This window comes from Succiniclasticum ruminis DSM 9236, assembly GCF_900112895.1.
In the GTDB taxonomy this organism is placed as follows: domain Bacteria; phylum Bacillota; class Negativicutes; order Acidaminococcales; family Acidaminococcaceae; genus Succiniclasticum; species Succiniclasticum ruminis.
In genome coordinates this window covers 86,250-108,357 of record NZ_FONL01000006.1, presented here as the reverse complement: position 1 = coordinate 108,357, position 22,108 = coordinate 86,250, and the positions used below count along the sequence as shown (strand labels likewise).

General features: G+C 50.5%; 17 protein-coding genes. All 17 read right to left on the bottom strand.

The annotated features are described in order from the left end of the window. Positions 1 to 11: 11 nt before the first annotated feature. Positions 12 to 980: a 1-phosphofructokinase family hexose kinase gene (locus BM159_RS06130; RefSeq protein ID WP_093913372.1), complete on the bottom strand. Its 969-nt coding sequence runs from the start codon at positions 978 to 980 to the stop codon at positions 12 to 14. Between the two features lie 112 nt (positions 981 to 1,092). Next, entirely contained in the window at positions 1,093 to 1,722 is a 630-nt protein-coding gene (locus tag BM159_RS06125) for a hypothetical protein (RefSeq protein ID WP_093913371.1), read from the bottom strand. Next, a complete protein-coding gene (locus BM159_RS06120) occupies positions 1,719 to 2,735 on the bottom strand; it encodes a lysylphosphatidylglycerol synthase transmembrane domain-containing protein (protein ID WP_093913370.1) in 1,017 nt (338 codons plus the stop codon). Before BM159_RS06120 ends, BM159_RS06125 begins: the two co-directional genes overlap by 4 nt. A gap of 72 nt (positions 2,736 to 2,807) precedes the next feature. Continuing rightward, positions 2,808 to 3,863, bottom strand: a complete 1,056-nt coding sequence (locus BM159_RS06115) for a ribonuclease HIII (RefSeq protein WP_093913369.1) — start codon at positions 3,861 to 3,863, stop codon at positions 2,808 to 2,810. An 85-nt stretch (positions 3,864 to 3,948) separates the two neighbouring features. Next, positions 3,949 to 5,325, bottom strand: a complete 1,377-nt coding sequence (larC, locus tag BM159_RS06110) for a nickel pincer cofactor biosynthesis protein LarC (RefSeq protein WP_093913368.1) — start codon at positions 5,323 to 5,325, stop codon at positions 3,949 to 3,951. A 141-nt stretch (positions 5,326 to 5,466) separates the two neighbouring features. After that, a complete protein-coding gene (gene larB / locus BM159_RS06105) occupies positions 5,467 to 6,222 on the bottom strand; it encodes a nickel pincer cofactor biosynthesis protein LarB (RefSeq protein WP_093913367.1) in 756 nt (251 codons plus the stop codon). Between the two features lie 73 nt (positions 6,223 to 6,295). Then, positions 6,296 to 9,376, bottom strand: a complete 3,081-nt coding sequence (locus tag BM159_RS06100; protein WP_093913366.1) for an efflux RND transporter permease subunit — start codon at positions 9,374 to 9,376, stop codon at positions 6,296 to 6,298. Continuing rightward, on the bottom strand, positions 9,373 to 10,506 hold the full coding sequence (locus BM159_RS06095) for an efflux RND transporter periplasmic adaptor subunit (RefSeq protein WP_093913365.1): 1,134 nt from the start codon (positions 10,504 to 10,506) through the stop codon (positions 9,373 to 9,375). The genes BM159_RS06100 and BM159_RS06095 overlap by 4 nt, the downstream gene beginning before the upstream one ends. Before the next feature lie 47 nt (positions 10,507 to 10,553). Beyond that, positions 10,554 to 11,192 carry a hypothetical protein gene (locus tag BM159_RS06090; RefSeq protein WP_093913364.1) on the bottom strand — a complete coding sequence of 213 codons (639 nt, stop codon included), beginning with the start codon at positions 11,190 to 11,192 and terminating at the stop codon, positions 10,554 to 10,556. After that, the gene (locus BM159_RS06085) at positions 11,189 to 12,346 is read right to left on the bottom strand and encodes a PilN domain-containing protein (protein WP_177205941.1); all 1,158 of its coding nucleotides are present in this window, start codon (positions 12,344 to 12,346) and stop codon (positions 11,189 to 11,191) included. The genes BM159_RS06090 and BM159_RS06085 overlap by 4 nt, the downstream gene beginning before the upstream one ends. Before the next feature lie 17 nt (positions 12,347 to 12,363). Then, on the bottom strand, positions 12,364 to 12,840 hold the full coding sequence (locus BM159_RS06080) for a prepilin peptidase (RefSeq protein WP_177205940.1): 477 nt from the start codon (positions 12,838 to 12,840) through the stop codon (positions 12,364 to 12,366). Between the two features lie 315 nt (positions 12,841 to 13,155). After that, the gene (ppsA, locus tag BM159_RS06075) at positions 13,156 to 15,546 is read right to left on the bottom strand and encodes a phosphoenolpyruvate synthase (RefSeq protein WP_093913361.1); all 2,391 of its coding nucleotides are present in this window, start codon (positions 15,544 to 15,546) and stop codon (positions 13,156 to 13,158) included. Between the two features lie 276 nt (positions 15,547 to 15,822). Further along, on the bottom strand, positions 15,823 to 17,877 hold the full coding sequence (glyS, locus tag BM159_RS06070) for a glycine--tRNA ligase subunit beta (protein WP_093913360.1): 2,055 nt from the start codon (positions 17,875 to 17,877) through the stop codon (positions 15,823 to 15,825). After that, complete coding sequence (gene glyQ / locus BM159_RS06065) at positions 17,877 to 18,755, bottom strand: glycine--tRNA ligase subunit alpha (protein WP_093913359.1); 879 nt, start codon at positions 18,753 to 18,755, stop codon at positions 17,877 to 17,879. The genes glyS and glyQ overlap by 1 nt, the downstream gene beginning before the upstream one ends. Positions 18,756 to 19,075: 320 nt before the next feature. After that, the gene (gene recO, locus BM159_RS06060) at positions 19,076 to 19,825 is read right to left on the bottom strand and encodes a DNA repair protein RecO (RefSeq protein ID WP_093913358.1); all 750 of its coding nucleotides are present in this window, start codon (positions 19,823 to 19,825) and stop codon (positions 19,076 to 19,078) included. A 25-nt stretch (positions 19,826 to 19,850) separates the two neighbouring features. Beyond that, a complete protein-coding gene (locus BM159_RS06055) occupies positions 19,851 to 21,173 on the bottom strand; it encodes a hemolysin family protein (protein ID WP_093913357.1) in 1,323 nt (440 codons plus the stop codon). A gap of 1 nt (position 21,174) precedes the next feature. Beyond that, the gene (gene era, locus BM159_RS06050) at positions 21,175 to 22,077 is read right to left on the bottom strand and encodes a GTPase Era (RefSeq protein ID WP_093913356.1); all 903 of its coding nucleotides are present in this window, start codon (positions 22,075 to 22,077) and stop codon (positions 21,175 to 21,177) included. Positions 22,078 to 22,108: the final 31 nt, after the last annotated feature.

Here is a 22,108-nt window from a genome sequence, read left to right as displayed (position 1 = left end):
GTCGGCACATCTCATATTCCGGCCAGCAGCGCTTCGATTTCCTCCCGCTCTGCCAACCAGTCCTTAAATGCCGTGGCGCTTCCACTGGCAATTCCATATCGTAAAGCCTCCGACAAGTTTCCGCCGCTGCGTTCATAACCTGCCAGGAATCCGGCTACCATGCTGTCTCCGGCCCCTACCGAATTCACCAGAGTGCCTTTGGGAGAAAGACAGCGATATGTCTTGCCATCCTCACCTGCCAGAAGAGCCCCGTCGCCACCCAAAGACACCAGTACATTTCCGGCTCCCTGCTGCCGCAGTTTTTCAGCGCAGGCAACCACATCTTCGTCAGAGCGCAGTTCCTGTTTAAATAACTCTTCCAGCTCTTCTTTATTCGGTTTTATCAAAAAAGGATGGCAGGGTATGGCACTGGTCAGAAGTTCCCCTTCTGCATCCACCACCACACGGACCTGTTTTCCTTTCATCCGTTCCAAAATTTTCCGGTAGGTATCCGAGGGAAGTCCTTTGGCAATACTCCCGGACAGCACCAGTATGTCTTCACATCCTAATGCATCAAACTGCCGAAACAGCAGCTGCAGATTTTCATCGGATATTTCAGGACCTAACCCGTTGACTGCCGTTTCCGCTCCGGTTTCTGCCAGCGCCGCTTCTGTACCGGCCGCTTTTTCCTCTCCGGCCAGCACAGTTTTGCCGGCGCCGATTTTTACATTGATCCGGGACAGCCCTTCTTTCAGATGGATAAAGTCACACTGGCAACCGGCCAGACCGGAAAGGCGTTCGATTTCCGCTCCGGTAAAGCCGGCTACAAAACCCAGCAGTTTCACCGGCAGCCCCAGACGTCGGAGAATAATACCAACATTAATCCCCTTTCCTCCGGGATAAACAGCCTCCTGAACGACACGGTTGATAGCCCCCGCCCGAAACACCGGCATGTGCACCGTGTAGTCCAAAGACGGATTAAAGGTTACGGTATATATCATCGTTATTCCCCCCTTCAGGAAACCCGGGAAAAGCCTTCCACAGCACATGAAAAACCTTATAGATGAATTTATACGCTGACTGGCGTGCAGACAAACCAGTAGGCACTCTTCTTTACATCTGGATCCCGGCTACCGGCAGCAGGAAAAAATAAAGGATAAACATAACCAATACCCCGGTGGCCACATGAATCCATACAGCCAGCACACCGTCCCTGTAATACAGCAGTGCAATACCGATACCGGCTCCCATCATCAAAATCACCAGCGAAAGCACCATTCCGCCGAATAACAGCTCCGGCATATGTTGCACAATCAACACACAGCCTGCGGCAGCCAGCAAACAGGTTAGCACGCTGGCCCGGGCCCAGCCCGTAAAGCGGTTCCCCTCTTCCCGCAGCATGCGGTCAATGTTCCAGCCGGTCAGCATGGCAAAGGCCGGAAAACCCAGCACCAGACCAAGAACCCGCTGCACCTGAAACCAACTGCAAACAGTCAGGGCCGTCACGCCCCATAACAGCAAACACAGATTCCGGCGCAGATCTTCTGTCCGGCTTTCTGAAATACCGTCCTTGCAGGATTTCAGCAACAGGCCGGTCCATGGGAATATGCCTGCCAGCAGCGTGGGAACAACAGACCAGGTCAACGGTTTAGCCGGTGTGACCAGGGTTCCGTATAAAAACAGTACGCTACTGAGCAATACCAAACCGGCCCAGAGAAGAACCCCTCCATTCCACCGGTTCATTCCGCAGAACCTTTCTGATTTGTATTCTTTTCCGCAATGGAAAGTACATTGGAACCAAAGGCACGCAAGGTGATGAAAGCTCCTAAGATGAAAGGCAGATACTCTGCCGTAAACCGCCATAAAACAGCCAGAATCCCTACTGTACCGTTGGGCACCAGATGATTAAAGAGCGCCACAAACCCTGCTTCCGCAATGCCGCTGCCTCCCGGTGTAGGTGAAAAATACAGCACCAGATTCAGCAGGTACATACGTCCCATAACCTGAACCAGGTCAAAGGGGAACTGCAGGCCCAGAAAATATGCGGGAACTGTCAGATAAATGAAGGTCAGGCTGACGCCTGACTCGATAAACGCCCGCAACACCATAACAGGCTGTTTCCCCATGATATAGACCGCCTGACGAAAATCATAGTACAAGCGGAACGCCTGGCGCCGACGTTCATGCCGAAAATACCGGGAGAAATAGTAGATAATCCGTTTCGGGTAGTTTGTACGCATCAGTGCAACAGCGGCTACGGGAATAGCGATAAAAATCACTGAAACTGTCATGATGACAGGCATGGGGACCCAACTGGTGATGGCTTCGTCCTGCTTCATAAAGATGGGCAGCATGACTATCAGGAAAAAGATGGACATAATGGTCCGTACAAGGATGATTACGGTAGAACGGGCCACCGACACACCGGCCCGGCGCATAAACATAACCTGGGCAATTGCTCCGCCGGTTGCACCGGGAGTCAGCACCGCCAGAAAGTAATTACTTAACACCACTTTAACCACATCGGGCAAAGGCAGATCTTCCCCAGTGATCCGGGTCAGGGTCAGCAGCCTCGTGCCGTCAAAGAACAGCCCGATGGCCAGAGCCCCCAGAGCGCACAAAACAGACCATGAAGAAAACATGGTCAGGTAATCCAACGCCCGGATATCAAATGTAAAATAGATGACTGCCGCCGAAATAGCAAGTACAAATATAACTACCAGCGCAATCCGTTTATATAGTTTATTACGATGCATTTTCCTTGGTCACCAGTTTTCCTGCTGCGTCATCTTACGCAACATGATATATGTTACCCGTTGCTACAGCTGTTATATCTTTTGCGTATTAGCAAAGTGCAACTTCACAAAATTTTCCAATACTTCTGTTCCCTTTTTCTGTACCAGACGCCGCGCGGCATTGGTCGCAGCCTCTCCTCCGCCTTTGGGAATCTTTCCGATGCCGGCTTCCTTTCCCATGTCCTGTATCGTCTGCAAAAAAGCAGCCCGGGCCAGCACACTGGCCGCCGCTACCGCAATATCCTCTTCTGCCCGGGGTCGCTGCCAGACCTTCATCTCCGGAGCAAAAGCGCGGACCCCTTCAGGAATACTGTCGTTTTTAGCAAACTGATCCACCAGAGCCTGCCGGCATTGCGGGTATTTCTGCCAGGTCTGTTTCAGTGCCGCAATATGCCCCAGCGCCAACAGGGTATTCAGATTACCGCCCTGCTGCTGCACCTGTCCATACCGTATATTATACACATGGGGTTTCATAACAAGGACAGTATAAGCAAGCGCTGTTTCTTCAATCAGTTCTCTCAGCGTCAAGATCCTCGTGTCCGTCATGGACTTGCAATCTCTTACGCCCGCAGCCACTAATGTGTTACCGCCTGCTATGTCAAGACATACTGAAGCTACCACCAGCGGTCCGAAAAAATCTCCTTTTCCGCTTTCGTCGCTCCCCATCCAGATGCCGGAAAAGCCCGATTCGTCAGATAAGAGAATACGTGTCTGCCCGGAACTCATATGGATTTGTTCAGTTTCATTTATGTGCCATGGCTTACTCACGTCTGATATACTGTCAGCTGAAGGTGATTTTGTCGAATTTGTCCCGTTTTCATTTCTGGAAACAGCTGCTGCACGATTAGCCAGCCCTGTATTTCCGGAATGGATTTGATGCACCAAATCCATGGCCCGGGTCTGCAATTCCGAATCCCCGCCACCCCAGACGAGACGGATTCCTTTTTTTCCGTTATAAATATTGAGAGTAACTTTTTTAGCGGTATCAGTCAGAATAATCTGAACGCCGTAATTGATGTCTTTCGTCTGTACATTTCCCAATGGGCACAGCGTTTCTTCGATCGTGTTAACGTATTCTTCAAAGTCCAAAATGGGTTCCTCGATTTCTAAATTTGCGATTCACAGCCAGATGAGAACAGGGGATAATTATTCTTTAAACCGTTAAAAAAACAAATCACTTTTTATTGTTCAATGCGGCAGCCTCCACTTTTTTCAAAGGTTGCCCGCTTTCCTGCGCTACACGTTTGCAGTCTTCAAATTCCGGAACAGAATTGATTACCTGCCCATGCAGCAGACCTTCCTTAACACGCACACTCCCCCAAGGCGTATCTGCTTCCCGCCAGCGTCGCTCTAACGCGATACGCGCAACCGGATATCTGCGAATCCCCAGCGTGGTCGTTTCCGTAAACATAATTTGCTGCAACTTTAGCTGTACCGGTTCCCGGCAAAGCACTTTCAACGTCTGGGCCGGACGGCCTTTCTTCATGATAACAGGCTCCAGCCAGGCGTCATTAGCTCCCGCTTCAAATAACCTGTCCAACACATACGGCAATATTTCCGGATTCATATCATCAATATTGCATTCCAGCATAATCAGTGTTTCGAGCCCGGCATCCATTCCTCCGGGCACGCAGCTTTCTTCACAAGTACCCACGTTAACGCGCAGCACATTAGGGATGGAAACATCACGGGTGCCTGCTCCGTAACCAATTCTGGTTACTGTAAAACCGGAAGGCACTTCCTGCACCGGAACAGCCAGAACTTTTAAAAGAGCCGCCCCGGTAGGTGTTGTCATTTCTTTATCTACAGTCCCCCTGTAATGCGGCATTCCCTGCAAAAGTTCCGCTGTAGCAGGAGCCGGAACCGGCATTTGGCCATGAGCGCATTCCACAAAGCCGAATCCGGTATTTACCGGAGCAGTAAAAATCTTTTCAATTTCCAGATACTGCAGTGCCAGGATATTCCCGACTACATCAATAATGGTATCAATGGCGCCGACTTCATGAAAATGAATTTCTTCTACCGTACTGCCGTGTACCTTTGCTTCTGCTTTGGCAATTGCCAGAAACACTTCTTTGGCTTTGGCAATGACCTCTTCAGCGAGTTCAGAATGCTCCAGAATCTCTTCAATATCATGAAGGTTCCTGTGTTCGTGGTGATGATGATGTGTATGGTGGTCCTGCTCATGCTCATGATGATGACCATGATCGCAATTCTCTTCGTGCAAGTGTTCATGGTCATGACTGTGGGCTATACCGTGAGCGTGCATCCAGGCGTGGTCCTGCTCATGCTCGTGGTGATGCCCGTGCTCATGGTCATGACAGTGTCCATGAGTATGTCCGTGTTCCTGTTCTTCCGGCAGCAGCACATTAAAGTACCGTGCCTGGATTCCGCTTTTATTCACGCCTTTAAAAACCAACTCATAGTCTCCCAAATGCAGTTTGGCAAACTCGTCCTGCAGGTATTCAAAAGGCACTCCCGCATCCAATAACGCTCCTAACAGCATATTGCCGCTGATACCGGCAAAAGGTTCCAAATATAAGGCTTTCATGTTCCTCTCCAAATTACTGCTGCCAGACTCTTGCCCGGTACAGTATGTATTTCGGCCTCCGGCCATTTTAAAGGGAAGTTTTTGTTCTTCAAAACGTCTTCTGACGAATGAAACCGGACTTCCGGCCTCATGATAATCGTACTATCTCAGATGATTGATGATACTGGCCATACGTCCGGCGCCAAACCCGTTGTCAATATTGACAACGGCTACCCCGGCGCTACAACTGTTCAGCATACCCAGTAACGCTGACAGGCCATTGAAATTAGCGCCGTAGCCAACGCTGGTCGGCACTGCGATGACAGGCTTGTCCACCAGTCCGCCCACCACGCTTGCCAAGGCCCCTTCCATGCCTGCAATGACAACAATCACATTGGCGCTCCGGATTTCTTCCACCTTTCCCAGCAGCCGGTGAATCCCCGCAACGCCCACATCGTAAATGCGTATGACTTCGTTTCCCATAATTTCCGCTGTCACCGCCGCTTCTTCCGCTACAGGCACATCGCTGGTCCCTGCTGTAATCACTGCAATTTTGCGGTCCGGATCTTTGTGCAAAGGTTCTTTTTCCAAAACTATCAGCCGGGCCCGTTCATAGTAGACTGCATCCGGCAAATTTGGCTTCACCGCTTCGTACAATTCCCGCGAGGCTCTGGTTCCCAGCACATTCTTGTGGCGGGAGGCCAGTACGGTTAAAATCGCAGCAGCCTGCTGAATCGTTTTTCCCTCACAATACACAACCTCCGGGAATCCCCGGCGCAAACTCCGGTCATGATCCAGCTTGGCAAACCCAAGATCGGTCATATTCAATTGATGAAAACGTGCAATCACTTCTTCGTCAGAAAGGGTACCGGCTTTATACGCTGCCAGCGCTTCCTTAATGTCTGTTTCATAACTCATATATAATCACCCTGAACAGTTATAAAAAATTACGTTTCCTCTGATGCCCGGTCAACAAGAAATGTTATCAGGCTTAGCCCTTCGCTGCTGCCCTTTTTTCTTTGTATTCTTCCGTCAGCATGTAAATCAGCGGGACTACCACCAACGTCAGTAAGGTGGAAGTCGTCAAACCACCAATCAGTACCACGCCCATGCTCTGCCGCAGTTCGGCACCGGCGCCGATACCCAGCGCAACAGGAGTCATGCCCAGCATAGTGGAAAGGGTGGTCATGAGGATAGGACGCAGACGTAAGGAGCAGGCCTCCAGGATTGCTTCTTTAATCGGCATGCCTTTCTCTCTCGCCTGGTTTGCATAGTCAACTAACAGAATTGCGTTTTTGGTTACCAGACCCAGCAGCATGGTTGCACCGATCAGGGACATCATGTTACCGGTCTGATTGGCCACCAGCAGACCCAGCACGGCGCCGATGATGGCAAAAGGAAGACTCATCATGATAACAAACGGCTGAGAGAAACTTTCAAATTCCGCAGCCAGCACCATGTAAATCAGAACAATGGCCAGGATAACGGCCTTGACGATCTCTCCAAAGATACGGCTCATCATATCGGAGTTACCAACAAGCCGGTAACGGTACCCGATATCCATATTCAGTTCTGGGATCAGCTTTTCTTCAATCACTTTCAGCAAATCGCCGGTGGAAATACCCACTGCATTGGAGTAAACCGCAATCTGACGCTGCCTGCCTTCCCGATCGATACGGGTGGGACCGGAGCCTAACCTGACTTCCGCCACGTCCCCTAACCGAACGTAACCGCCTGATTCCGTAGAAACCATCAGGTTCGCCACATCCTGAATGGTGCGGCGGTCCTGTTTGTCCATCTGGATGATGATATCGTAGTCATTGTTGCCAATCGTATAGGAGTTGCCAGTGCTCTTACCCTGGAACGCATACTGTACAACCTTACCTACGGTCGTGTTATCCAGGCCCAGCTGGCTGGCCTTGGACTGGTCCAGCCGTATCATAATTTCCGGTTCCGGATCGATACCAATGACTTCCACGTCAGCAGAGCCGGGTACCTGCCGGATTTTTTCTGCCAGATCGTTGGCATACTTTGTCAGCCTTACCAAGTCACTGCCCCGAAGGCCGATCTGTACAGGCCGGGGGTCGCCCCGACTGCCCTGATTGGTCACAACCGCAACCTGCATGTCGCCCACGTTTCTGAACTTTCCGCGCAGGTCAGCCATGATTTCCAGCATGCCCCGCTTTCGTTCTTCCGCCGGTTTCAGCTTCACTTCGATAGCGCCTTCATTCACTGCTGTGCGGACGCCGCCCAGATGCATGTTCTCAACCCGGACTTCATCTTTCATTTCCATAAGGACCTGCTCTAACGGCCAGGTCCATTCCGCCATCTGGTTCAACCCGATACCAGGCGCGGCTTTTACGTTGACCCGGAATTCGCCGGAGTCATAGATTGGCTGCAGTTCCGTGCCAACAAACGGCAGCAGGAACAGATTGAAGACCAGCGTCACCAGCGAACCCAGAATTATTTTTTTCGGGTGACGGACGGCAAATACCATCAGCTGGTCATACAGTCCCCGGACATAGTCAAAGCCCGCATTGAAACACTTCAAAGCCGCATCCACAAACCGGGGGCGATAGTCTTTATCCTTCTCTGTTCCCGGAGCTTTCAGCCAATGGGCCGAAACCATGGGGGTCAGCGTATACGCGGAAATCGTGGAAAAGGCAAGTGCGAACGCTACGGTGAGCCCGAACTGCTTGAAGAACTGGCCGATCGTCTCACCCATGCTCCCGATGGGTACGAATACCGCCATCAGCGACATGGAAGTAGCAAGGATTGCCAGCACCAGTTCCTTGGTAGCATCCGCCGAGGCCAGGAACGGTTTCTTCCCCATCTCCATGTGCCGGAAAATATTTTCTACCAGCACGATGGCGTCGTCGATCAGGAACCCGACGGCCAGGGACAGACCCATGAGAGACATGTTATTCAGGGTAAAGCCCATAATGTCCATGAGGAAAAATGTTGCAATAATGGATGTAGGAATCGCCAGGCCGCCAATGATGGTTGCCCGCAGGTCGCCCAGGAACATATAGGTGATGAGAAGAGCCAGGAACCCGCCAAAGAGGATCGTGTTCCACACGTCGGCCACGTTCTCGCGGATGTACCGGCTTTGATCCCGGACGATGTACATCTTAATATCCGGGGGCAGGTCATGCTCCATGATCTTTTCCAATTCTTTGTTGACCACGTCAATGACCTGAACCGTATTGGTACGGCTCTGCTTTCGGATAGCCAGCATCACGGAAGGGACCCCGTTGGTACGGGAATAGGACTCCGCGTCTTCCCAGTCGTCTTCCACGTCGGCAATTTCAGTGAGACGGATGGCCTTCCCGTCTTTGTTGGCCACAATAATCTGTTTAAAGTCGTCCACCGTATTCAGCTTGCCGATGGTACGTACGGTAATCGTATTGTTGTTATCCCGGACCTTGCCGCCAGGCGTGTTGATGTTAGCATTGTTAACCTTGGTCAGTACCGTCTGGAAAGAAATTCCGTACTGCTTCAGCTTTTCTGATTTCACGTGGACCTTGATTGCACGGTCCGCAGCGCCGTACACCGATACATCAGCCACGCCTTCCAGCATCTGAAGTCCGTCGATGACCACGTCGTTCAGAATGCGGCGGACTTCCCCGGGGCTCCGCTTATCAGACGAAAAGGCATAGGTGGCAATCGCTTGGGAAGCCATGTCAAACCGCTGGACCACCGGTTCATCAATGTCATCCGGCAGACGGCGGCGCACACCCGCCACTTTTTCCCGGACCTCACTGGCCATCTGGCGGGGGTCTGTACCGATTTCAAACTCCAGCACCGTCTGGGAATATCCTTCCCGAATTGTAGAAGTTATCGTCTTAATCCCCGAAACCTGACTGACGCGGTTCTCAATGGGTTTGGTAACCAGAGTCTCCATCTCTTCCGGTGCTGTGCCTTCATAGGTTACCGTAACGCCTACCATAGGCAGGTCCACGTCCGGATACAGGTCTACGCCCAGTCCCGGATAGGAACGGATACCGAAGACGATCAGCACCAGTATGAACATGGTGGTAAAGACAGGCCGTCTTATAAATGTTTCAATCATTCTTTATCCGTACCCTTCTCTGAAACCTTAACACTGACGCCTTCCCGGATTTTGTTCAGGCCGCCGGTGATGATATAGTCTTTTTCGGTTATGCCGTTCAATACCTCAACCAGATTTTCCCCGATATATCCGGTAGTCAGAACTTTACGCACTGCCTTGCCGTCCTCAATGACATAACAGGTACGCTGGTCGTCCCGCATGGAAATGGCCGTCATGGGAATGGTCAGAACATTATCTTTGGGAATAGCGGTAATCAGCGCTTCGGCATACACGCCGCCGCGCAGGCGGTTATCCCGGTTATCAACCACGACTTCCGCCTCAAAGGTACGGGAAGGCTGGACCGCCACCGGGCTGATCCGGACGATGGTCCCCTCCACCTTTTTGTTTTCGCCGCTCATGGAAGGAATGGTAAATTCAACTTTTCCCCCCACCGCCACACTGCTGACATAACCTTCCGGAATATCGATTTTAGCCGACAATACGGAAATATCCGCAATATTGAACAGGGCAGTGCCAACTTTAGCGTAATACCCTTCCTGGTAATACCGTTTCTGAACCACACCGGCCCGGGGCGTAGTCACTGTCGTTCCGCCCAAGCTCGATTCTGCGGAGGCGAGACTGCCTTTCGCCGCATCCAGTTTGCCTCTGGCATTTTCCAGGGCAAACCGCATGTTATCCAGCGCCTCTTTGGAAACTGCGCCTCTTTCGTACAGGGCTTCGTAGCGTTTTACATCCATTCTGGCTTTTTCGTAATTTGTTTTAGCATCCAGATAGGACCCTTTCGCATTCATCAGGCCCGCCGCCGTGTCTACCTGCTCCAGCACGACCAGAGACTGCCCCGCCTCGACAGCCTGGCCTTCCTGAACCAGCACCTGCTCAATACGCCCGTCCACCTTGGCGGCCACATCTGCCTGCCAGATAGGATCCAGCGTACCGGAGAAACGGAATTTCGGCACAATAGTCTGCCGTTTCGGATAAGCGGCCATAATGACAGCCGTACGTCCCTGGTTGCTCTTGTTCGCCTGCTCATTCCGGGCCATAATATTTGATATGACGCGAAATGCCACGATACCTAAAATAATAACGACCCCGATGATAAGAATACGTAGTCTTTTGTCCTGAAAATTCATGATGACGCCTGCTTTCTCCGCAAAAACAACTGTGTTTCACGCTATGTTTATTTTGCACTGTAATACACACAAACTCTGCCGCTTACAGCAAGTTCCATAAGTTTCACGGTTTCGGAAACAGCATTACCTTTTCCTTTTTCCGCGGATTTACGGATCTGCAGCGTTTCTATTCGTGTGCAGGGTCCCCGGGTCTCTAAGTCATTAAAAAAACTGAGCAAATCATGCCAGGTTCCTGAAAACTCTGCTTCCCAGAGAAATCTGTTTACCTTGCTTCCGGTTTTGTCAGAATCAGCGGAACTTACGGATACCTGTTTACATCGTTGTACTTTTATACCATGCAGGTCAGCCAGACGGTAAATCTTTTGTACTTCTTCCTCCGGCTCGAGCTTTTCCGGAATCTGCTCCTGCAACGTTTCCAGCAAATCCCGCTGCTGCGCCTGCTTTTGCGCATAATCCTGATTCTCTGCGAACGCACGGTAAAGGGCGGTTTCTTTCCGCATAAAGCCCGTTTGTTCGGCCATCTGCCGCACACGGTTCTCCAGCGGTCCTGCAATTCCCGTTACCGTACCGGTCAGGAGAATCACGGAAAACAACAGCCAACAGGCATTTTTGCTGTTTTCAGTCATGCTCCTTTTCAGGGAAAACAATTTTTCCGCTTTTATAAGAGACAGCAACATTTGCTTCACGGTCTCTCCTCCTCCGCCTGCGCCGGCGCAAATTCTGCCAGAAGGAGAAAAGAAATGACCGTTTTGCCGTTATCTTCTCTGTCTTTTGACTCGATAGGTCTGGTTCCGCTTTCAACAAGCCGGATTACCGAAAATGCCTCTTCCCGTTTCAGCCTTTCCAGAAATTCTGAAATCCGGACTAAATCTAATGCGCAACCCTTTATTTCCAACTTTCCGGAATGTGGTTGTTTCTGCCGAAGTTCTTCCAGCCAGCAGCCTTCCGGAAGCGTTTCGCCTATCGTCTGAAGCGCTGAAGCCCATACCGGTTCTTTCATGTTGATACGGAGCAGTGTCTTCTGATACTGTCTGATCCGGTAATCAGTCTTCCTGCTGTCCTCATAAGCTGCTTTAACAGAATGGAACGGCATAAGCTGCCGGTCAGCTTCTTCCCAATCACTTTTCGCGTGTTGCCAGCGAATCACACCCTGAACTGCCAAAAACAAAGAAATAAACAGACATGAAACTGCGGCAATCTGATAGCCCCTCCCCAGTAAAACGTCTTTCCGTGAGGCAGCAGGAAGCAAATTAATCGGCAGCGCCTCCTGTTTTTGTCCTATAACAGTTACAGTTTCCAGTTTCGCATTTAAAAATCCGGCAAACTGCCGCAATACTTCTATCATCTCCAGAGGAACCGCTACAAGTAAAAAATCCTGTAACACCGTTTCCTCTGTTTCCTGCCATCGTGCAGACAATTCTGCCGTGTCGACAGCATTTTCTTCCGGATAGGCTCTTAAAAACCCTGGATCACTCAAGCGTAACAAAACCGCCAGATAATTCCCGGGTTCAAAAGGAACGTAACGACTGCCCTCCCAGCGCACCCAGTTATTCTGTTCCTGCACTGTCATAAAAGGCAGCTTCACCGTCTGCAGATAAACCTGCCCGGAATCTAAAACGATCCTGCACCGCCTGATCCGTATTTTTTCTTCCTTCAGGATTGCCCGGAGCCAGTTTGCCATTTCCTCTGCATGGTTCAGGTACTTATATCCCTGCCAGGTTTTAGGAAGTTCATACTCCACGGCTTTCCTGCCCTGACAAATCCTGATACAGGTTTCCGTAACCGTCAATACGACCGGTTTGCCAAAAAGCCTGTCCCGCATAATCTTTATGATATCCATCCCGGTACAACCTCCAATCATAAAAACAAAGACCAGTACCAGTCCAGGATACGGGCAGAATAGAAAAAGCTGAGAACAGCGCCGGCACTGAGACAGGGACCGAAAGGAATGCGGCTCTCCCTAACCGCTTTATGCGTTATACACAGCATTAACGCCACTGTACCGCCAATCAGGAACGCCAGGTACAGGGCAACAATTACGCCCGGAATGCCTGTCCACAATCCCAGTACCCCGGCGTATTTTACATCTCCAAACCCCATCCCGCCTTTGCTGAGAACATAAATCAGGCCCAGCAGTCCGCTGCCGGTCAGAGCCCCCACTAAAGATTCCTTCCAGGCGTGCCCGCTGACTCCGGTATACACAAGTCCAGCTATCAACAGCACAAGAAGAATCTCATCCAGAATAATCTTTTGGCGAAAATCTACATACGCCTCTGTCAACAGACCGAAAATAAAAACTGCAACTAAAAAATAACTCAACACCTGTATTTTCACGGTAACTCTCCTTAAAACAAGAACTATAGTTTCCTGTCCATTGCCGTGAAAAGAAAATCTGGCTCAATGCGAAGCCTTTGCTACTCTTATCTTATAGTAGTAAATTGACATACGCATACATAGTAATTATATCACTGAATTGATACCGGTGTATAGTTTCATTTGCAATAAGAGGACGATTTTTCCAATTTTTCACAAAAAAAGTGGTAACCCTATAAGGTTACCACTTAATGCAGGACATGAGGGGGTTGTCCTGACTCAAATTTCCGGAAAAACTATTAATCCTGATTTACTGTTATCAATTCCCGTGTATCCTTACCAGTCAAGATTCTCCGCTTCCTGACGGCCTCTTCCGGTTAAGGAGTCCAACAGGATGCGCTGTTCGATGTGAGCCGCCAGTTTCTTGGTGAATTTGACGGTATCCGGATTAACAGACATGCTGTCAATGCCGCTCTTGATCAGGAATTCACAGAATTCCGGATATACGGAGGGCGCCTGACCGCAGATGGAAACCGTCTTGCCTGCTTTGTGCGCCACTTCAATCAGGTGACGGACCGCACGGCGTACCGCCAGATTCCGTTCATCATAAATGTGGGAAACGGTATCATTATCACGGTCGCAGCCTAAAATCAGCATGGTCAGGTCGTTGGAGCCGATGGAATACCCATCCACAAATTCATTGAACTGATCTGCCAGAATGATGTTGGACGGGATCTCAGCCATCAGCCAGACTTTAAAGTCTTTGCCCCGGGCCAGGCCCTGCTCCGCCATAATGCCGGTTACCTTGCGGGCTTCGTCAATGTTGCGGCAGAACGGAATCATCACGTTCAGGTTCTTTAAGCCAAACTCTTCACGAACTTTCCGCACAGCCTGGCATTCCAGTTTGAACGCTTCGATATATTTCGGATCATAGTAACGGGAAGCGCCGCGCCAGCCTAACAAAGCAGATGGTTCATAGGGTTCAAACTCGTCGCCGCCTTTCAGATCACGGTATTCGCTGGATTTGAAATCGCTGAAGCGGAGAGTAACCGGACGGGGCGCCATGGCCTGGCAGACCTGACGGATGCCTTCTGCCAGCTGATCCACCACTTTTTCCGGATGACCGGTCTTAATCAGGTACAGCGGATGTTCGTGGATGTAAGTGGTCCAAATAAATTCTTCACGCATCAGGCCGATGCCGTCGCAAGGCAGGGATGCATATTTTTCTGCCAGTTCCGGATCGCCCAGGTTCATATAAATCTTCGTGCCGGTGGGCGGGAAGAACTCCGCCGTTACGGTTGTGCCTGCAGCAGCAGGCGCCGCAGCAGCCGGTTTTGCTTCTTCCAGGATGCCTTCATATACAACGCCGTGGGTCGCGTCAACGGTAATGTCCGCACCGTTCGCAATAGAAGCCGTAGCAGCAGCGCCCCGGCTCTTGCAGCCAACAATACAGGGAATCCCCAGTTCGCGGCTGACAATGGAAGCGTGGCAGGTCATACCGCCGCTGTCTGTTACGATAGCTTTCGCTTTCTTCATAGCGGGAACCCAGTCCGGTGCCGTCATTTCCGTAACCAGAATTTCGCCCTGTTTAAACTCATCAATCATGGAGGGATCCAGAATGACGTGCGCTTTGCCGGAAACCTGTCCGGGACTTGCCGGCGCGCCTTTTACGATAACCTTTCTGTCCGTGGTAACCGCTCCCTTCTCTTCTGTCTTTGCAGTTTCTTTTGCTTTACGGCGGCTCCAAACGGTTTCCGGACGGGCCTGCAGGATCCAGATCTTGCCGTCCCGCTCGTCAATGCCCCATTCCATATCCATATAGCAACCATAATGTTTTTCAATTTTAATTGCGTAGCCGGCCAGCTCTTTAATCTGTTCGTCTGTCAATTTCTGAGCTTCCCCTTCTTCCTTCGGGACGGGAACTTCTTCCACGTCTCCGCCGGGTTTGCGGATCAGTTTGATCTCCTGGGGATTCACAGTCTTTTCCAGAATTTCCAGTTTATCTTTGGAAACCAGGTAATCATCCGGGGTCACAGTTCCCTGAACCACATATTCGCCCAGACCGTAAGCGCCTTCGATCAAAACGTTCTTGTCTTCTCCATTGGCCACGTTAACCGTGAACATAACGCCGGCCGCTTTAGAATAAACCATCATCTGGATAACTGCGGACAACGCCACATCCAGATGGTCAAAGCCCTGTTTTTCACGATAATATACAGCACGGTCGGTAAAGCAGGATGCGTAGCACTCCTTTACCTTCTGGATAATCATCTTAGCGCCCTGAACATTCAGATAGGTATCCTGCTGGCCTGCAAAACTGGCGTCTGGCAGATCTTCCGCTGTAGCGCTGGACCGTACTGCTACATAAGGTTCTTTTTCGCCGACTTTTTTCCCCAGTTCTTTATAGGCTTTGGTGATAGCCGCCTGCAGATCCTTGGGCATCTCTTCGTCCATGATGGCTTTGCGCAGTTTGGCACTGATATCACGCAACTGTGCCGTATTCTCCACGTCAGTAATCTGTCCGATCAGCGCAGCCATTTTTTCTTTAAGGCCGGTCTTTTCAATAAAATACCGATAGGCATACGCGGTAGTCGCATATCCGTAAGGCACCGGAACGTCTGTTTTTGCCGTCATTTCCCCCAAAGAGGAAGATTTTCCGCCAACGATAGCTACATCTTTGCGTTCCATCTGCTCAAACCACAATAAATACTCTTTTTCTTTCTCCATAATGTCTGCTCCTTTTTTCAAAAATTTATTGTACGCAAAAAAAGAAATTATTCCCCTATTTAGTATATACTATACCACTATTTTTACAGATATTCAAGGAAGATTCTGTGAAATTTTGCTTGTGACAGATGTACCGGCAATTCCCGGAAAAACCACCTGATAAAAAACGAAAGCGCCGACAACATCCTGTCCCCGTTAAACCACGGCCGGGAAACAACATGGACGACTGTCGGCGCCACTTTTAGTCATTTCGTAATAATTCTTCTATCTGTCCATTTACATAACAAGTTTGGACAAATCCCCTACACAGTTAACCAGATCCTTCACCAGGCACAAGAGTGACAGACGGTTATTCTTAATCGCCTCATCTTTATCCATAACCATGACGTCATCAAAGAATTTGTTAACCGGCGCGTTCAGTTCGCTGAGGATATTCAATGCCCCTTTATAATCGCAGCGCACCGTCAAGGGTATCATCTCGGTATCCAGTTTCTTCACAACCGCGTACAAATCCTTTTCGGCCTGTTCGGTAAACAGCCCATCATTAATCGGTACTTCTACCTCCGCCTTGCTGCTGAGGTTATTCACACGGGTTGCAGCCTGAATCATATCAGCCGCCTTGTCCCCTGCAACATATTCATTCAGCGCCTGCGCGCGCAAATACAGATCGTACAGATCGTTATTGCGTTCTTCCGCCAGCACTGCATCTATCACATCGTAACGGATCTTCTGATCCAGCAGCAGATTGCGGAAACGCAGCCGGATAAACTCAATGATCTGTGTTGCCAGCTCTTTCACCTCTTCCATCGGAACCTTCAGCAGCAGAATGGAAGCCCCCACAACCTTGGCCATGTCCATATGCTTTTGGCTGTCCAGCAGGATATTGATAATGCCCAGAGCCTGACGGCGCAGCGCGAAAGGATCCTGGGAACCGGTCGGTGCTTTGCCGCGGCTGAAAGTGGCCACAATATTGTCCACTTTATCCGCAATACTCAGAATCTGTCCGATTTCCGTCTTCGGCAGGATATCGCCCGCAAACCGGGGCAGGTACTGTTCAAAGATACCTTCGCAGACATCCGCTTTTTCTCCGTCCAGACGGGCATACTCCCGGCCCATGACACCCTGCAGTTCGGTAAATTCCGTAACCATGCCGGTAACCAGATCGCACTTGCTCAGTCTGGCCGCACGCTTCAGATCATCCAGCGGCACACGGCTCTGCTGTCCGAAATGGATCATCTCCACCAGCTTCTCCAAGCGCTGGCTCTTATCATACATATTGCCCAGGCCTTCCTGGAAAACAACGGTCTTGATCTTTTCTTCATAAGTTTCCAGTTTCTGTTTCCGGTCTTCGTTAAAGAAGAATTCCGCGTCACTGAGCCGGGCCCGCAGCACCCGTTCATTTCCGTGGGTCACATTCTCCAGAAACGCCTTGCCGCCGTTACGTACGGCAATAAACTTATTCAGCAGTCTGCCGTCTTTGCCCCGCACCGGGAAATAGCGTTGATGGTCGCGCATCGGCGTGATAATGGCAGCTTCCGGCAGCGCCAGATACTTATCTTCAAATTTTCCGCACAACGGCGTGGGATACTCTACCAGATAATTGACTTCTTCCAGGAGGTCCGCCGCAATTTCAATCTCGCCGCCTTCTTCCCGGGCCAATTCGGTGATCTGCTGCCGGATCATCTCCCGGCGTTTATCCTGATCGGCGATGACAAAATTCTCTTCCAATATTTTTACATAGTCATCCGCAACAGGAATTTCAATCTGTTTGTTGCTCAGGAAACGATGACCCATGGTGTACCGGTCAGACCGGATATCCGTAATGGAAACAGGCACCACTTCCGTACCAAACAGTGCTACCAACCAGCGGATGGGGCGCAGGAACCGGAAATCGAAATCTGCCCAGCGCATATGGTTGGGGAACGGAATGTTGGTCAGGATCTCCTGCAGCACATGCGGCAACAGTTCTGCCGTAGCCCGGCCCTGAATGTGCTTCACAGCATAAATGTAATTATCTTTTACAACCAGATCCTTTACATCCACGCCTTTGCCCCGGGCAAACCCCTGGGCCGCTTTGGTTGGTTCGCCGTCTTTAAACGCAATATTTACAGCCGGGCCCTTAAATTCTTCCGTGCTGTCTGCCTGGGTCTCTTCCACTCCGCTGACCAGCACGGCCAGACGACGGGGCGTTCCCAACACGGTTACATCAGCAAACGGCACACGGGCGTCCTGTAACTTTTTCAGGGACAGGGTTTTTAAATCTTTTAAAATGTTCGGCATATAATTCGCCGGCAGTTCTTCCGTTCCGATTTCAAACAATAATTTTTTCATTATTTGTTTCCTCCCTTCAGCAGCGGGAAGCCCATTTTTTCCCTTTGTTCCACATACGCTTTGGCACACAGACGGGCCAGCCGGCGAACACGGCCGATATACGCGGCCCGTTCGCTGACACTGATGGCGCCCCGGCTGTCCAGCAGATTGAATGTGTGGGAGCACTTCAGAACATAATCATAAGCCGGACGGATATTACCTGTTTCCACAATCCGTTCCGCTTCTTTTTCAAACTTTTCGAACATGTCGAAGAGCATGTCGGTATCCGCCAGCTGGAAGGAATACCAGCTCTGTTCCACTTCGTTGTCGTGGAATACGTCGCCGTAGGTTACGTCGCCGACCCACTTCACATCATACACATTTTCCACGCCCTGGATGTACATGGCGATACGTTCCAGACCGTACGTGATTTCCACGGCAACCGGTTTGATATCCAGACTGCCGACCTGCTGGAAATAGGTAAACTGGGTGATTTCCATACCGTCCAGCCAGACTTCCCAGCCCAGGCCCCAGGCACCCAACGTGGGAGATTCCCAGTTATCTTCTACGAAACGGATATCGTGTTCTTCAGCCTTAAACCCTAATGCAGCCAGACTCTGCAGGTACAAGTCCTGGATATTGGCCGGAGAAGGTTTAATGATGACCTGATACTGATGATGCTGGAACAGGCGGTTGGGGTTGTCGCCATAACGACCGTCTGCAGGACGGCGGGACGGTTCCACATACGCCACGCGCCATGGTTCCGGTCCCAGTACACGTAAAAATGTTAACGGGTTCATTGTACCCGCGCCTTTTTCCATGTCATAGGGCTGACCCAGAATACAGTTCTGTTCAGACCAGAACTTCTGCAGTGTTAAAACCATTTGCTGAAAATCCATTTTTTCCTCCTTGATTATGTTACAAAGCGGGTTTGTTTATCCTGCCGCGATTTTTTTGCCGGGCGCACCGCCTGCTGCAAATAAAAAATCCGTCCTTGCAACAAATACTTGTTACAGGGACGGAGTATCTCCGCGGTTCCACCCTGCTTGATCACAAAAAACGTGACCCGCCTCAATGGTTATTTAGTTTCGCTCAAAGCTGCCTTCTTCCGCCTGTTGCCGGCTTGCACCAACCCGGCTCGCTATGGCGGCGGAATACTTGGTCTTGTCATCGCTACGCAATATTATATGTAGTCCGGGCGGCTTTGTCAAATGGTTTATTAATTTCCGCCCGTAATCTGCCGTATAAATGAAAGACTGTTGATTGGCTGCTCCGTCTGGTAAACCAGATACCGGTGCAAAATCTGTTCCAGTTCCATCAACGCCGCGCCTTTTACCGAAAAATGTCCCGGTTCTGAAAAGTCCAGCATACGCAGCCGCTGCCACAGTTTGCGTGTTTCCTCATGAAATGACTGGAGGTCTGGCGATTTTTCATGTCCGAAACAGCATTCTTCACAAATAAAACCACCTTGCATCTCACTAAACCAGCCATCTTTTTCAGCCAAACGGCTGCAGTTCACACACACCTCATACACAGGACCGATGCCGCAATGATCTAAAAGCCGGATCAGGTAAGCCAGCGCTGCCAGGCGCGGATTCCGTTTTACCAGCAACTGCAGCGCATTCTGAAGAAGTGAATAGATTTCTCCGGACGGTTCCCCCTGTTCCGTCAGGCGTTCTGTCATCTCGGCCATAAGAAATCCGTACGCCATCTGTTCCAGTTCCATTTGCGGCATGGGCGCCGCCAGCTGACAGGTTTTAAGCTTATCTACACGAGTTCCCGGATAAAGTTCTGCTTCCAGACAGGCGAAAGGCTGCAGCAAACGGCCTGACACGCTTTTCGGATACCTGGCTCCGTAGGCCATAAAAACAATCTTTCCGTGCTCCCGGGAATAACAAACGACTTTTTTATCCGCTGTCTGCCAGTTATTCACTTGTAAAACCAAAATTTCATCCTGATAACTTTCCATAATTTCTGATGCGTTGACAGCATAATTATTCCGCTTCTGTTTTTTCCGCCTTTACCCGTTCGATACGGAACTGATCCATTTTAAGCACTGTAAAGGTCCAGTCTTTCCATTCGACCTCGTCGCCCTCTTCCGGCTTTCTTCCCAGCCGGCTGAAGATATAACCGCCCAGCGTATCGTCTTCATCTTCCTCGTCAAACGGCAGATTCAGCAGCTCGCTGACGTCATCCAGCGGCATTTCCCCGTCTATGTCATAGCTCCCGTTGGCCAGTTGCATGATGTCAGGAAGCTCTACCGGCTCATACTCATCTCCCATATCCCCCACGATTTCTTCCAGCAGATCTTCCAGCGTAACCAACCCGACGGTCCCGCCATATTCATCCACAACTACCGCCAGATGGACCCGCTGTTTCTGCATAGCCTGCAATACCCGTAAAGCGTTCATGCTCTCCGGCACCATGATGGTTTTCCGTAAGAGGGCACGGATATCAAACTTTTTGGAAAAGTCCCCATTCAGCAAATCCCGAACATGGAAAATCCCCAGAACGTGATCCTTGTCCTCTTCACACACAGGAAAACGGGTATGGTGACTGGAACGGATCACTTCCCTGATTTCCTCCAGGCTGTCGTCAACATACAGACAGACCATGTCCTGACGGGGAATCATCACTTCCCGCGCTACCGTATCATTAAACTCGAGCACGTTGTCAATCAGAACACTCTCTCCTCGGTCCAGTTCCCCTTCCTTTTCACTGGCGCTGACAATCTGCCGCAGTTCTTCTTCACTTCGGGAAATGTCTTCCTCCTGCGTATACTTTACGCCAAAAAGCCTGGCGATACCCCTGGCAATCCAAAACGCGACGCCAACCAACGGACAGGTAAGCAGATACATGACACGCAACGGGGTCACCAGATGTACGATGACCTCTTCCACCTTGTCCCAGACAATGATGCGGGGCAGCAGTTCCCCTATGACAACAAGAAGTAAAAGTAAAATCAGGAACGCACAAAGCAGACTGAGGGACGATGCGGTATCCGGCAGCCAGGGAAACACCTGAGTCTGCACTGCCCGGACTGTTGCCGTCATCCATTGCTTCACGCCGGGCAGCCCCATCATCCAATCCGCCAGCAACGGTCCCCCGTACCAGCCCAGCAGCAACGATATGCAGGTGATGCCGATCTGCAGGGCACTGATATAATGATTTTTCCGGTCAAAAATATGCAGCAACGTCTCCGCACCGGAAACGCCCTGCTCCTGCATTTCCTGCAGTTGCGCGCGCCGGATCCGTGCCAGCGAAGTTTCTGCCGCTACAAATAACGCGTTTAATAAAATCAGAAACAGGATAAACATCTTATGGTTCCTTATACCCGAATTCTTTCAGCATTTTGGATTTGTTACGCCAGTCGGCCTGTACTTTTACCCACAAATCCAAAAAAACGCCGCCGCCCGTCAGGCTCTCAATATCCCGCCGGGCCTCCTGTCCAATCATTTTCAGGAGATTCCCTTTTGCCCCGATCACAATCCCTTTCTGCGATTCCCGCTCCACAAAAATCGTGGCCCGGATAAAAACGCTCCCGTTAGAGCGTTCCTTGAATTCATTGATTTCCACTGCAATAGCATGGGGCACTTCATCATGGGTATGCCGCAGTACTTTTTCCCGGATCATTTCCGCTGCAATCAGCCGCATGGGCTGGTCGGTCAGCTCGTCTTCCGGAAACATGCTGGGGCCCTCCGGCAGATGCCTGACGATTTCTTCCTGCAATTCTTCAAAGCCATCGTGATTCAGCGCGCTGACAGGAATCACCGCAGCGAAATCCAGATCGTCCTTATAACTGTTCACAATACCGAAAAGCAGGCTCTTATCATCCAGTTTATCTATTTTATTGATAACCAGCAGTACAGGAGTCTTTATCTTTTTCAGATGTTCAATGATGAATTTTTCGCCGGCTCCTTTTTTCTCACAGGCATCAACCACAAACAAAACCACATCCACCTGGTTTAAAGTGCCGATGGCCGCCTGATTCATATACTCTCCCAGCTTATGCAGCGGCTTGTGGATACCGGGCGTATCCAAAAACATGATCTGGGTGTTGCCGGCAGACAGAATGCCCATGATTTTATTACGGGTCGTCTGGGGACGGTCGCTCATAATAGAGATTTTTTCCCCGATCATCCCGTTCATCAATGTTGATTTGCCAACATTCGGACGTCCTACCAGCGCTGCAAAACCTGTATAATGTTTGTTTTCCCCCATAAGTTCTCCTTACTGTTCCTAATGCCAGTAC